A 14283-nucleotide genomic window follows, 5' to 3' on the forward strand; every position below is an offset into this window, starting at 1 on the left:
TATTTCTTACACGCTCCTCTTGGCTCATCAATAAAAATCCAACAATATTTTTAAATCCTAGTTTATAGGGTCAATTAAAATCTTAAAAAATAAATATTTTTTAATCTTATTGTATTCTTATGACAATAGGAGCATGCTCAATCACTACAAAGCACCAAACAAAGTGTTAAAAGCATTTATGTAATAACATAAACAAACTGTTGGTGCTGAACTATCAAAGTTATAGTGTTTACAACTATCCTGTGTTTAAGTTAGCCGAGTTAGTAAGAGATATAGCCAACCTTCTTAATAGTGCAGTATTTCAAAACATTAAATTAGAAAATTATTATTATCAATGCTCAGAAAATCAGTAGGTACTGTACGTAAGTAAAAAATACTTAGAAATAATTTTAAAAATCTTTCTATTTATCTTTGCATTTAAAACAGATACCTATAATCTTAAATTAGAAATTTTTAACCTTGTAGGATAATAATAGTTAAAATAAATTAGATTTTATGGAAGACAAAGAGATACTGTGTCCACAAGAGATTTATGAAAAACATCTGATGATTATTAACGGTATAAGATTCACACCAAGGGAAATAGATATAATAGCATGCATTATGCATGGGAAAAATGCAAAAGGAATAGCTAATTTTCTATCAACTAAAGATAAATCGCTTAAAACCAAGACTATCGAAAGTCATATTCTTAATATTAAACGAAAAATAGCAGCAAATTCCCGAGAAGGAATTATAAGTTTTATAGAGAAATCTGATAAATACAAACTAATACACCGTTATTATTTGAGCTTATTAATCCAACAAGAATTTAATAAAATTCTACAGGAAATTTTAATATTAACAAAATCTGATAAGTTGTCCTTTCTAATTGTTTTACCAAGGTTAGGAAAGGATAACTTAAACTTGCTGGTCAATAAACTATGTATTGATTTACGACTTATAGGCATAACAGTTTCTATAGAGTTTCAAGAGAATCCTAATACTACTCCTATAGTAGTATGCTTAAAGCATAAGGAGATCAGTTCTACAGGCATACAATTAAAACAATGCACAATCTATGTTCTAGCTATAAATGAAGCTAATATACCCGACCAAGAGGAACATTGTTCTATCATTGTAGATGATGATAAAGAGATATCTAAAGTGTTCTTCCTTTTAGAAAAAGAAGAACAATGTATAAAAATATTATCTCAACAAACGAGTCAAACTAATTTTGAATATATTAATCCCTCACAATACAAACTATATCATTTTCTGTTTCTTGAAATCATCACAAGACTTTTCCCTAATACAAATATCGAGAATATTATCCGTAAGTTTAAGGAAAGATATAGTAGTATAATAGAAAATTCTAGTTCAATTTACCCTATATCTCCTTCGGTAAATAGAGATATGCAAAGTGACACAAAAAATATTTATATATTAGTATTTTGCGTAATTAGCATAATTGTTTTGATAATGTGTGGTATTTGCTTTTTTACACTTGAACATAAAGTAAATGTTAGTAAAACTATTAGTAGTCAAGGAGAAGAATCACTATCACTTACAGCACAGAAACCAATAATATCTACAAAAAACCTGACAACTTGGAATGTACCTAGACAAGATTATATTTTTATCGGCAGAAAAAATTTATTGGATGATTTATATAATAAATTACATCACCATCATACACCCCCAACAATCAGTAGTTTAGCAATTAGTGCCTGTGCTGGGCTTGGGGGAATCGGTAAAACACAATTAGCCTTGCAATATATCACTCATACAAAATATCCTTATACGCTTAAAGTTTGGTTTCCTGCTGAAAATGTTGATCATTTATATAACAAGTATGTTGAGTTTGCCAAATTATTAGGATACGCAGAAGTCAATTATACCAAAGAAAGCATTATTGCTTATGTTAAACAATGGCTAGTTGACAATCCTGGATGGCTTTTAGTTTATGACAATGTCAACAACTATCGTGAAATTGAAGCATTTTTACCAAAAGCTGGCGGATATGTTATTTTAACAACTCGTCAACGTTATTGGCCAACAAATTTTTCAATACTGCCTATTGATGTTATGACAGAACAGGAGGCTGTAAAAACAATAAGGTCCTTAATACAGCAAGATACAGCCGAAGAACAAAATGAAATAAAAAAATTAGTAGAAATTTTAGGATACTTACCATTAGCACTAGTACAAGCTGGTGCTTATATTAGGCAAAACCATATAACTATACTAGAATATTTATATCTTTACAAGAGTCATGAAGCAGAGTTACTAGCAAGCAATATTTTACCTGAAGGAACAAATAACCAATCCGTTGCCATAACATGGAATATTAGTTTAGAAGCAATTGTTAGAGAGACTAAGATTAATAATGAACCACCAATAGCTATTGAACTTTTAACAGTTTGTGCTTACCTAGCACCCGATAAAATCTCTCGTAAACTATTACTCGCATGGCTTCAATCAACTTATCCTAATTTATCATCGCCACAATTAACGTTAAACAAGCACATTGCTCTATTGTGGCAATATTCCATGATCAATTATAATGGTAATGATCATATTGCTATTCATCGCTTAGTGCAGGCAGTGTTACGTCACCAACTCCAGCAAACCCTAGACAGTAAAAATAATATTTGTTCTACATTAAATTTAAGATGGTTTGAATCATTATTGCAGTTTTTTATAGATAATGAACATGAGTTTAAGCTTACTAATTCCTTTCAACAACTTATTGAAACTAACCAACAATTTAAAAGTAAATTTAAGGATAACTATAATAAAAATCTTGCGGCAATGGATTTAATGACTTCTTCTGTCTATTTTCATCAAGAAAAATATCAAGAATTTCTAAAGATTCTTGATGAGGTCAATAGATATTTGCAGAAAACTGACGGTTTAGAAATGTTAAAATGTAAAATCTTATATTTATACTCAGCATATTTTTGTAAAATGGGTAATTATCAAAAGGCAGAAGAAAAAATAAATGCAGCAATTAACAGATATAATGATATAAAAGTAAGTAAGTCAATAAAGGATAATGATCTAAAAAATTTAAAGGCAAACTTATTGTTTAATAAGGCTACTTTTGGTTTAGTCAAAAATAAAACAACAACTAAGATTAATAGAAATAAACTAGAAATAGAGATTTCCATTAAATCAATTCAAGAAGCAATAACACTATTTAACAAGACTCATAACACTAGAGGTTATTTGCGATCAATAGCATTGTATGGAAAATTACTTATGTTAACAAACCAAGCTAATAAAGTGATAATAGAGTTTAATAAATATAATAACCTAATTGAGGAAATAGCTGATGATGGGACAAAAATGTTTTTTTATTTAACTTATTCCGATGCTTATCTCAGCAATGGAGATTTCAATAAAGCCTTGAATTATTGTAACAAGGCAAAACAACAAGCAGAAAAACTACATCTTGAACAAGAACTAAATAATATTTATAACAAAGAAAAAACTATTAAAATTTTATTACAGAAAAGTTAGCTAAATTTTACTATAACTATTTATTCCCTGACTATAACAATAAATTTACCCACTGTCTCCGTTTTACCGCTGATCTATCGAATTTCAAAAAAAATACCCTAGGTGCTAAAACTTCTCTGGACTCTGTTAGTGATGAGGGTAATATATTAGTAGTGACCCACGTGGTGTGGTGTTCAAGCACCGAGGTTAGAAACAAAGAATCAGAAAATTTTTAAAATCTAACCCCAGTGCCACTATTTTCTAAAAGAGCAAAAAATAGGAGTTAATTCTATGTTTACCAATATTAAAAATCAACAAAATAATAATAAACAAGATAAATTAACAAGTGATATTTCTTTTGAACTAGAACAAGCTAAGCAAAAACTACAAGCTGATGAAAAATTGACCTATCTAAATCTTAGCAACCATGATATTGGTAGTAGTATCAAACTGCTTAACGAAGCTTTAAAGAATAGTGAAACGGTAACCTACTTAAATCTTCATAATAGTAATATTGACGATAAGGGAGCAAAGATAGTTGCAAAGTTTTTGCAAGACAACAACATAGTAACCAAAATAAATCTAAGCAACAACAATATTAGTTATGAAGGGATAAAACATCTTGTTAAAGCGTTAAATATTAATAATACTTTGGACGAAATAAACCTTGCACATAATGATATTGGCGATCAAGGAGCAGACATACTAGCTGAATTTTTAGCAAATAATGGGACTCTCAAGCGAATACATCTCAATGATAATAATATTGGTGCTAATGGGGCTTTTCAACTTTGCATGGCTTTAGAATTTAATAGGACTCTAACCGAAATAACGCTTGGTTACGCTTTTTTTTATCATCATGAGGCAGAGGAGCTTGTAAAAAGTCTACAGAATAAAAAGATTGTCAGCAAAATAATGATAAGTTTTTTCGGTCACGAAAATTATGATATTAATTACGATTATATTAATTCTAATTATAATTATTCTACACTATCAGAGTTATTAATCGAGAATTTAAGAGATAACTACAGATAAACTGATGGTATAAATATAAACTAGATATAGATTCCACTACTTTTTCAGTTAGTCTTGTATTGTTATTTTCCTGAAGACTAACTGAAATCCAAATTTATTGGTTTTATTGACGTCATTACCGAGCTTACTTACCTTGACCAATCTCAGATAAAAAATCTAAAATAATTAGCCCCTAACTATAACAATAATTTTACCCACTGTCTCCGTTTTACCGCAGACTTATCGAATTTTATAAAAAAACACCATAGGTGCTAAAACTTCTCTGGACTCTGTTAGTGATGAGGGTAATATATTAGTAGTGACCCACGTGGTGTGGTGTTCAAGCACCGAGGTTAGAAGCAAAGAATCAGAAAATTTTTAAAATCTAACCCCCGTGCCACTATTTTCTAAAAGAAAAAAACAGGAGCTAATTGTATGGTGACCAATATTAAAAATCAACCACAAAATAATAAACAAATTAAATTAACAAGTGATATTTCTTTTGCACTAAAACAAGCTGATGAAAAATTAACTTACTTAAATCTTAGCAAACATAATATTGGTAGTAGTGGTGGTATCAAGCTACTTAGCAAAGCATTAGAAAAGAATAAAACACTAACCCACATAAATCTTCGTAATAGTAATATTGACGATGAGGGAGTCAATATAGTTGCGAAGTTTTTGCAAAACAACAACACAGTAACCCGAGTGGATTTAAGCAACAACAAAATTGGTGATATAGGTATGCATAGGTTTGCTGAAGCCCTAGAAAACAATAATGCTGTAAGTCACATAGATATGTGCCACAACAAGATTACTAGTAGGGGGGCTATTAGATTTGCCAAAGTTCTAAAAATAAATAAAAATTTATGTCAAATACAGCTAGCAGCAAATCATATTGCTCAAAATGGAGGATTTAGGCTTGCGGAAAGTTTGGAGAACAATAATAATATAACAGCAATAAACCTTAGTGAAAATCATATTGGAAATTGGGGAGCTAGGGAACTTGCTAGGGTTTTAAAACGTAATAACTCTGTAAAATACCTAGATCTTAGAGATATTGATATAGGGGATTGTGGAATAGAGTCGTTAAGTAGTATGTTACGGTATAACGATACTATAACCCATATTAATCTTGCTGGAAACTATATTTGGCCAAAAGGAGCTGAGATACTTAGTAAAGATTTAGAGTATAATGAGACTGTAACCAACATAAATCTTGGTGAAAGCAATATTGGCTATAAAGGAGTAAAGTACCTTGTTAAAGCGTTAGAGTATAATAATACTGTGGACGAAATAGACCTTGAACATAATGATATTGGTGAACAAGGAGCAATAATATTGGCTGAATTTTTAGCAAATAATAGAACCCTTAAGCGATTACATATTAATGGTAACAATATTGGTAATGAGGGGGCTTTACAACTTTTCAAGGCTTTAGAAATTAATAGGACTCTAACCGAAATAACACTTGGTCACAATATTTTTAGTCGTAAAGTAGCAGAGAAACTTGTAAAAATTCTAAGTAATAAAAATATTGTCAGCAAAATAATGGTGAGTTTTGGCGACAATGAAAATTATGATGTTAATCTTAATAATATTGATCCTAAACTAGAGTTATTAATTGAAAATCTAGAGAACAACTATATAGAAACTGATGGTATAACTATAAACTAGAAAAAACCCCACTACTTTTTCAGTTAGTCTTGATATTGTTATTTTCTTAAAGACTAACTGAAATGCAAATTTATTGACGTCATTGCCAATTCTACTTACCTTAGCAAATTTCAGATAAAAAATCTAAAATAACCAACCCAAAAGGAGTCTTGTACGAGTTCAATCTACCTTGTCAAGCAGTTTTATATTATTACAAAAATATTAAATATTTCCAATATATCTGTAATTTTTTGCCTTTTTAAACAAAGAAGTATTTTTATTAAATTTTCTAACCAATTTTCACGTTTGAGTTATTATTACAAAAAGCTTACTTTTAATAAAGTAATTTGTAATATTTTTAACTTACTACCAGTTCAATAAAATTATAGCTACTTTTCCTTAAATTTATATAGTTCGTTTATTTTACAATCAATTAATATTTTCCACCTATAGCTATTTTTTAGATAAACCATTTTCTTTTTTTACCTCTCTTTTCTTCACCCACCTACCTTACCTAAATAACCCACTTAAGGAGCATTCTGCTGCCTATATAAAGCTTGCCAATAAAATAAACTATGTAGTTACAAGTTAGGTTTTAGCATTTGCTTTTGAAATCCCTCTACCCGCACTTGGGCAAACTAGGTAAACCTAGTTTGCCTGTGCTCAAAGATTCAGTTTTTGTCATTGCTATTACCCAAAACTTACAGCTTATAGCGGTAATAGCAATGGCAATATATCACTGTAATAAATCAGAAGTACGAAGAAGCAAAGGACAAAATGCAGTTGCAGCAAGTAGCTATATTTCAAGAAGTAAATTGCAGTTTTTTACAACTGACCGTAAAACAGGAGAAAAACGCACTATTACCTATAATTTTAACAGCAAGAAAGGACTTATTCATAGCGTAATTCTAGCTCTAGAGGGTTCTCCTAGTTGGGTGTATGATAGACAAGAATTATGGAATAGAGCAGAAAGTAGCGAAACAAGAAAAAATGCTGAAACCGCTAGAAAGCTGACCATAGCCTTACCAAAGGAATTAACTCAACAACAGAATACTGAACTTACCGAACACTTTGCTTCTGAGTGCCTAGTTAGCCATGGTATGATAGCAGATATAAACATTCATTATGACAATCCAAATAATCCTCATGCCCACATTCAGATGACTACTAGAAAACTACTACGTTTAGAAAATGGTGAAGTAATTTTTGGTGAAAAAGGACGTGATTGGGGAAGAAGAAATTTTTTATATTATTATCGAGAAAATGTAGCCTATTTCATCAACCAATATTTAGAAAAATATGGTCATTTAGCTAAGGTATCACATTTATCGCATAAAGCAAGAGGAATTGATTTAATACCGACTATCCATGAAGGAACAGCACATTATATACAAGACTCAAAATTAAGGTTAATAAATGAACAAATACTAAAAGAAAATGCTACCAAGATTAGAGAAGATATAGAATTAGTTTTTCAGAAATTATCAATTAACAAGCCAGTTTTTACTAAGGAAGAAATTGCTATAGCATTAGGCCGATACGTTAGCTGTAGATATTGAGTCATGGCAAGCGGATAAACAAGGATTTCAGCAACGTTTAAGAGAGATAAGTAAACAATTAGTAGCAGAAGATTTAGCAACAGAAAATATTAAGGAAAGTCCTGTCCAAAATTTAACTATTTTAGCAGTTAGAAAATGTTATAATTTCAGTGTCGCTCGCAGTTATTATGTGCAACTCTGCTCTATCTACCTGACTCGGTATAAAGACCTTATCGCCCAAATGAAATTTAGCGACATCCGGTAAATGATCACTATTACTTGTGTAAACATTTTTCATGATTTTTCTAAGATTTTTGATATCTTGTGGCTTGTTAAATCTGACTGCAATTTTTCTCATGTAATCCCCTATAGTATCTGTATCGTAGGGGAGTTATTATATCATAAAAAATCACAATTTGCATCATATTTTGTGCTATTTTTACCTCATATTTTCACTAATATAATTTAAGTTGTTTGGCAATAATGATGCTAAAAAAATCACAACTAATTACTAGAAAATAGCAACAAGTAGTTATTTAGTTGTTTGACAAATTATTATTATTTAATCTTAGATGAATTGATATGGCTATTATTAAAAATAATTAACAGTACTTTATTGATAATTACAAGTACTATTCACTTTTAACCAAAATAAAAGAGAGGGAAAAATGCCATTAACCGAAACAATTATACAACAAATAATAAATAACTCTATTACTAATCTTAACCTTTCTTCTGACCAGATAGGAGATGCAGGAGCGAAATCGCTAGCAGAATGCTTAAAGGATAATAAATCTATTACTACTCTTCGGCTTGATAATAACCAGATAGGAGATGCAGGAGCGAAATCGCTAGCAGAATGCTTAAAGGATAATAAATCTATTACTACTCTTTACCTTAATAATAACCAGATAGGAGATGTTATAGCAAAAGAGATAGCAACAGAATTACAGATTAATAAAGACCCTATTAAAAAAGCTGCTAAGATACTAAAACAGCAACAACAAGCAGAAGCAGATGAAAAAACCAGACAAGAAGCTGAGAAACTTGAGCAAGAGACAAAGCTTAGAGAGCAAGAGGAAGCTAAATTAAAAGCCATAGAGGAAGCGAAAATGAAAGAATATATACTAGAAATACCGGTTGTAAAATTATTTGAGGTAGCAGATGGGGATAATCAGTTTGACAAGGATAATCAGGCTACTATCAAGCAAGTATCGGATTTAATCCGAGATGGTAACGACCGTCTGCAGGAACATGGCAAAAAGGGAATATTGCTACTTGGTAATACCGGGGCTGGCAAGAGTACACTCGCTCATTTGTTTAGTGGCAGAGAACTACAGGCGATTTTTGATAATGAAACTGATGAACTGGTTATTGATGCGATGCAGCCACTTGCCAATATTGTCATTGGTCATAAACTGGCTTCCGAGACTAAAATCCCTAATAAATGTTTTGCTAAAGATATAATCATTTGGGACTGCCCTGGCTTTAACGATACTGAGCCTGTTCAGGAAATTGCTAACAGCTTCTATATTAAAAGACTCTTTGAGACTACAGATCAGTTGAAATTTGTGTTGATAATAGCTGAATCAGATTTAAGGAGTAAAAGAGGCAATGATTTCCTTGAAACGCTATCTAACTTTATGAAAAGTTTTAAGGATGTTGGTTCTATAGGGGGTAGCATATCTTTAGTAATTACCCAGGTATCAAAAGACAAGGATACTCAGCATATCAGAAAATCTATAGAGAGAATATTAACAGATAATCAAAGGGCAAAGGATGAACACAAGGAACTAGTTAATAAGCTCAAAGATTGTTCAATACATCTATTCCATAGACCAAATGAAGAAGGTGAGTTAGTTGCACCCGATTTACTGGCAGCAATAGACACATCATCCAAATATTCTGACGTTAACGGTGAGATGGTCAACGTAACTATTTCAAAGGAAGCTAAGGAGTGTTCATCTCATTTGTTAAATACTGCCAGTAACAATTTTAATCAACTATTAGAAGTGATAGTTAAAGCTATTGGTAATGCAACTAAGTGCTTGAATGTCAATCCACTCAATGCATTTTCCGAGAATTATCATCTTGTCAAAGATTGGATACCCTCATCAATTAATTACCATGAACTAAAACAACATAGTGAAGGTGAATATTTTCTAGAGCTGGAATTATTATCAAGATTGCAAAAAGTATTTAATAAGCCAATAGATAGCATATCAACTGCCCTAATCAACTTGCAGATAGCAGTGGAGATTTTTGCTGAATATGCTGAATCTGATAATTCTCAGCTTAAGCATCAGATACAAGAGTATGGTTATTGTTTACAGCAGCAATATGACTATGTGCAATTCTTTTCTGATGTCTGTAAAGCTGAATTGCCTGATCATGCAAAGATTGCAGAGTTAATAACGGCTTGCCATACTAAAGTGACAGAAAATCTTGAGTATCAAGTTAATAATTTGCCTATTGATAACAACCAATCTGACTCAGCTTATTATCATGAAGCTCTAAAATACCTGAAAAATTATCAAGATTCTCCTGCCTGCAAGAATCTTAAGGCTATAGCCTATAGTTGCTTAGCTAGTATCGCAGAGAAGGATGGTGGCAATGAAGCGGCATCTGTTTACTATGCAAAAGCTATCGAAGCCAATAGCCATTTACCAGAGATCTATGAAAAACTGGGGCAGCTCTTTTTTAACAAGGGTGAATATGCTAAGGCGATTGATTGTTATAAAGTAGTTAATGATGAATTTGAGATAAAGGCATGTTTTAAGGCATGGTTAGGACAAGATAAAAGAAATCCAGATATAATGCTAAAGCGGGCTGAGTATTTTGAGTCTATAGGTTTATTTGAGAAAGCTAAAACATATTATCACGACGCATTCAGCCTCAGTCATGATGAAAATTTTAAGGTTGCAGCTTTAGAGAAAATTGGTAATATTATGGTTAATACTGCTACCCAAGGTCAGAATTTTATCACCAGAGCAAAGGAACATAATTTGTACAACTATGAGCTGGTAAATGAAGAATTTACCAACAATTTACTTGGCGATATAGTTTTAAAATGTGATTTGTACTGCTAAGAGATTGCGAAACAGTTTGCTGTAAGTATACTCAATTAACCTGAAGAGTTGGCAAAATGATTAAAAGTTATAGTCTGAAATTGGTCAGTTATAAGAGTAAGCAAATTACCTTTGTATTTATCAATATTAGCAAAAAATCTATCTATAGCTTCTGAGAATTGAGCAAAATTATGGTAAAATTTATTATTTGTTACAATTCTATGCATAAATTTCCATAATCGTTCAATCGGATTAAGATTAGGGCTATAGGGTGGTAAAAATACTAATTCTATTTTGCTATTTACTAGATACTCCTTTACTTTCTTTGACTTATGATACCTAGCATTATCACAAATCAAATATATCTTCTCTTTATATTTACAACAAGTCATAAAATACCTAGATGCCATTGTTGCCAATAATAAAGTGATACTTGATGCTTTAAGTGGTAAATTTTAATAAAATTATTTACCCTTGCTTTTTTAAGATTGTAGCTATTTGAGGTAATGAAATAAAAAATTTGAATGTGTAGCGACTTGATATTTCTGATTAATGTCGCCACACATTAAATCTTAATTAGCTAAATTATGTGCTTATTTAATAATTTTGGCCACTGTCTCCAGTTCAACACTACTAATAATAAATTTTATAAAAAATCACTAATTGTGAGCAAAAAGGTGTACTTCTAGGATTAATAAAGATATGTGTGAAGATAATACTACGTGGTGTGGTGTTAAGCACCGAGGTTAGAAGCAACAATCAGCAAATTTTTAAATCTAACCTCAGTGTCTATTTTCCAAACACAAAAAACAGGGATTAATTGTATGACGAGCAATGTCAAAAATCAACAACAAAATGATTCAACAAATGAAAAAATAAATAATATCACTAACATTGCTGCACAAATACTTAGAGAAGTTTTGCAGAGCAATAATATAACTTATATAGAACTTATCGATGTTCGTATAGGTTTAGAAGGAATTGAAATACTTGGCAAAATTTTAGAACATAATAAGCTTATAACCGCAATACGTCTTTGCGACAACGATATTGACCTTGAGGGACTAAGTTTGCTTATCAAACTGTTAGAGAATAATCATAGTTTGATTAATATAGATATTGAATATAACAACATTGGGGTTCAAGGGCTAATCATACTAGATGAATTTCTAGAAAATGATAAAACCATAAAGCAAATAAGTCTTAGAGGCAATGATATTGGTGATGAGGGAGCGGATATACTGGCAGGAGTTCTAACAAATAATGAAATTATAAAGCAAGTGGATATTGGTAGCAATAATATTACTGATAAAGGAGCAATCATATTAGCAAGACTTCTAAAAAATAATAACACTATAAAGAAAATATCTCTTAATAATAATGATATTGGTGATGTTGGGATTGTCCAGCTTGTTAAAGCTTTGGAAACTAATAGAACCATCAGCCAAATAAACCTTAGCTATAATAATATTACTGACAATGGAGCAATAACACTGGTGGGACTTCTAGAGTCTAATAATAAAATTACAAGCAAAATAATAATAGATTTCACAGATTTTGAAAATGCAAATATTAGTTATCAAGTACAAGAGCTGTTAATTGAGACTCTAGAAAGTCACAACAAAAAACTGGAGGTATAATTTTAAAAATATTTATCTTTTTTTAATAGTGAATATATTGATGTGGTTAAAAAGGTATCTATTACACCAAAAAAGATCATGTTTTGCTTGCAACAATATCACGGTACTCAAATAAAAGCCTAAATGTTATAGGGGAGATTTTTGTACATAGGTGAATTTGCAAAATTCTTTTTGCAATATCTATGCCAATTGTAGTAATCTGTATTATAGATAGCTGCATTACAAATATATGAAAACTGTTTTACCCGAACGCTCCGTGATAATTCAAGAAAGACTTGATAATATCGTCAAAGAAATTCTCGCTGTATCAAAGCACAAGATTGCGATGATTATTTTATTTGGCTCTTACGCTAGAGGAGATTGGGTACAAGATGAGTATAAAAAAGGTCATATTACCTATAGCTATCAAAGTGATCTCGATATTATGTTAGTCATGAAGAAAGGCAAACATGCCGGTCTTGCAGGGTTAGCAATAGAAGATAAAATAGAAAAAAGGTTGGAAAAAAAATCATTAAGAAATCCTTTTGAGTTATGGGTAACTTTGGTACTAGAATCAATCAAGACGGTAAATAGCCAGTTAGAGAAGGGGCATTATTTCTTTTCTGATATTAAGAAAGAAGGAATACTCTTATATGATAGTGGCGAGTTTCAGCTGGCAGAAGCTAAAAATTTACCTTGGACAGAAAGAAGACAAATAGCTGAAAAAGATTATGAGTACTGGTTTACAAAAGGAGCAGAGTTTTTTTTAGAATGTGGATATCCTTTAGAAAGAGGTAATTATCCATTTTCAGCCTTTTTACTTCATCAAGCTACCGAAAGTTTTTATAATGCTATCCTGTTAGTTTTTTCCGGTTATAAACCGAAACTGCACGATATACGAAAACTAGGTAGTATAGCTGGAAATTACAATGAAGAACTATGGCAAATATTTCCTCATTCTAGTATTGAGCAAAGGCAATGTTTTAGATTACTTGAACAGGCTTATATTGAAGCTCGCTATAACAAAGATTATAAAATAACTAAAGAACAGCTACTTTACCTTATTGATAGAGTTAAAAAATTAAAAACAGTGACAGAAAAAATTTGCTTGGAAAGGATTAATAAAGAGGTAATTTAAGCTCCTTAATATAGACAAAGTAAGTCTATAAACGCAATGACCTATAAGTTTGAGGGTATTAGGGTATAGTAGTTTTGTTGTTATGAATTATTATAACAATCTTTGCGGTGTTGAATTACTAGTATATTAATTGTTGTATCTACTATTTGATAAATCACTCTATAATCACCAATTCTGAGGGAGCGGCAACCTTTGAAGCTATGTTTTAAAGGTTTACCAAATTTTATTGGATCAGATAATAGCTTTTTTTCAATGGTTATCTTTATTAAATATTTAACTGGTGTAGAAAGCTTAGGGATATCTTTATGTATAACTTGATCTGAATAGAGAAGATTATACATTTATTTCCAAACATCCGTATGACGAATCCATTCCTTAGTATTACCTATCCTTTCATCTGCTAATTTAGCTAATATTTTGTCCTCTTGAAGTTCTAGACTAGTTATAATAAGGTCTTTTGCTACTTTAGATAGGGATTCATTGTTGATTTTAGCAAGACCTGCAATTTCATCAAATATTTTCTCGTCTAAAGACACTAATAATCGTTTAGCTGCCATAAGATCACTACAATTTATTTGTTATGACTCAATTGTATCATATCTGATACAGAATATCAATAAAAGGGATCGATGTAAATAGTGGCATTCAGTTAAGTTTTTAACTTATCTATTTTAAAGCAAACCCATATAAATAAAAAAGCCCATATTTAGACTTAGAGCGTAATAATTTAAAAAACTGATTTTTCCCTACCATAAGAACACTAAAAA

11 protein-coding genes are annotated in these 14283 nt (G+C 30.9%); 7 read left to right on the forward strand and 4 right to left on the reverse strand.

The window, feature by feature from the left end; translation table 11 throughout:
* Positions 1-495: 495 nt before the first annotated feature.
* The 4 genes from ACFEL2_RS05095 (at position 496) to ACFEL2_RS05110 (ending at position 7712) form a co-directional block, all read left to right on the forward strand.
* Positions 496-3504: a LuxR C-terminal-related transcriptional regulator gene (locus tag ACFEL2_RS05095; RefSeq protein WP_375331671.1), complete on the forward strand. Its 3009-nt coding sequence runs from the start codon at positions 496-498 to the stop codon at positions 3502-3504.
* A 270-nt stretch (positions 3505-3774) separates the two neighbouring features.
* Positions 3775-4518 carry a hypothetical protein gene (locus ACFEL2_RS05100; protein WP_375331672.1) on the forward strand — a complete coding sequence of 248 codons (744 nt, stop codon included), beginning with the start codon at positions 3775-3777 and terminating at the stop codon, positions 4516-4518.
* Positions 4519-4932: 414 nt separating this feature from the next.
* Complete coding sequence (locus ACFEL2_RS05105; RefSeq protein ID WP_341758074.1) at positions 4933-6174, forward strand: hypothetical protein; 1242 nt, start codon at positions 4933-4935, stop codon at positions 6172-6174.
* 638 nt (positions 6175-6812) lie between these two features.
* A complete protein-coding gene (locus ACFEL2_RS05110; protein ID WP_375332392.1) occupies positions 6813-7712 on the forward strand; it encodes a MobA/MobL family protein in 900 nt (299 codons plus the stop codon).
* Between the two features lie 121 nt (positions 7713-7833).
* On the opposite strand, the gene ACFEL2_RS05115 is transcribed toward ACFEL2_RS05110, so the two are convergent.
* Entirely contained in the window at positions 7834-8049 is a 216-nt protein-coding gene (locus ACFEL2_RS05115; protein ID WP_375331673.1) for a hypothetical protein, read from the reverse strand.
* 310 nt (positions 8050-8359) lie between these two features.
* On the opposite strand from ACFEL2_RS05115, the gene ACFEL2_RS05120 reads away from it, so the two are divergent.
* On the forward strand, positions 8360-10780 hold the full coding sequence (locus ACFEL2_RS05120; RefSeq protein ID WP_375331674.1) for a hypothetical protein: 2421 nt from the start codon (positions 8360-8362) through the stop codon (positions 10778-10780).
* Between the two features lie 35 nt (positions 10781-10815).
* On the opposite strand, the gene ACFEL2_RS05125 is transcribed toward ACFEL2_RS05120, so the two are convergent.
* A complete protein-coding gene (locus ACFEL2_RS05125) occupies positions 10816-11151 on the reverse strand; it encodes a transposase (RefSeq protein WP_341751177.1) in 336 nt (111 codons plus the stop codon).
* Positions 11152-11583: 432 nt separating this feature from the next.
* Between ACFEL2_RS05125 and ACFEL2_RS05130 the strand changes: the two genes are divergently transcribed.
* Positions 11584-12399 carry a hypothetical protein gene (locus ACFEL2_RS05130; protein WP_375331675.1) on the forward strand — a complete coding sequence of 272 codons (816 nt, stop codon included), beginning with the start codon at positions 11584-11586 and terminating at the stop codon, positions 12397-12399.
* 229 nt (positions 12400-12628) lie between these two features.
* Complete coding sequence (locus tag ACFEL2_RS05135) at positions 12629-13516, forward strand: HEPN domain-containing protein (protein ID WP_375331676.1); 888 nt, start codon at positions 12629-12631, stop codon at positions 13514-13516.
* 80 nt (positions 13517-13596) lie between these two features.
* Here ACFEL2_RS05135 and ACFEL2_RS05140 read toward each other — a convergent pair whose 3' ends face one another.
* Both ACFEL2_RS05140 and ACFEL2_RS05145 read right to left on the reverse strand, forming a co-directional pair.
* Complete coding sequence (locus ACFEL2_RS05140; protein ID WP_341755541.1) at positions 13597-13857, reverse strand: type II toxin-antitoxin system RelE/ParE family toxin; 261 nt, start codon at positions 13855-13857, stop codon at positions 13597-13599.
* A complete protein-coding gene (locus tag ACFEL2_RS05145) occupies positions 13858-14073 on the reverse strand; it encodes a hypothetical protein (protein WP_341751182.1) in 216 nt (71 codons plus the stop codon).
* Positions 14074-14283 lie beyond the last annotated feature (210 nt).

Origin of the sequence: Candidatus Tisiphia endosymbiont of Temnostethus pusillus (assembly GCF_964264675.1) — a bacterium.
Classification (GTDB): domain Bacteria; phylum Pseudomonadota; class Alphaproteobacteria; order Rickettsiales; family Rickettsiaceae; genus Tisiphia.

Bases quoted from the DNA above. Each gene is read 5' to 3' on its own strand.
- ACFEL2_RS05095 (WP_375331671.1), top strand. From the start codon at position 496: ATGGAAGACAAAGAGATACTGTGTCCACAAGAGATTTATGAAAAACAT.
- ACFEL2_RS05100 (WP_375331672.1), top strand. From the start codon at position 3,775: ATGTTTACCAATATTAAAAATCAACAAAATAATAATAAACAAGATAAA.
- ACFEL2_RS05105 (WP_341758074.1), top strand. From the start codon at position 4,933: ATGGTGACCAATATTAAAAATCAACCACAAAATAATAAACAAATTAAA.
- ACFEL2_RS05115 (WP_375331673.1), bottom strand. From the start codon at position 8,049: ATGAGAAAAATTGCAGTCAGATTTAACAAGCCACAAGATATCAAAAAT.
- ACFEL2_RS05120 (WP_375331674.1), top strand. From the start codon at position 8,360: ATGCCATTAACCGAAACAATTATACAACAAATAATAAATAACTCTATT.
- ACFEL2_RS05125 (WP_341751177.1), bottom strand. From the start codon at position 11,151: ATGACTTGTTGTAAATATAAAGAGAAGATATATTTGATTTGTGATAAT.
- ACFEL2_RS05130 (WP_375331675.1), top strand. From the start codon at position 11,584: ATGACGAGCAATGTCAAAAATCAACAACAAAATGATTCAACAAATGAA.
- ACFEL2_RS05135 (WP_375331676.1), top strand. From the start codon at position 12,629: ATGAAAACTGTTTTACCCGAACGCTCCGTGATAATTCAAGAAAGACTT.
- ACFEL2_RS05140 (WP_341755541.1), bottom strand. From the start codon at position 13,857: ATGTATAATCTTCTCTATTCAGATCAAGTTATACATAAAGATATCCCT.
- ACFEL2_RS05145 (WP_341751182.1), bottom strand. From the start codon at position 14,073: ATGGCAGCTAAACGATTATTAGTGTCTTTAGACGAGAAAATATTTGAT.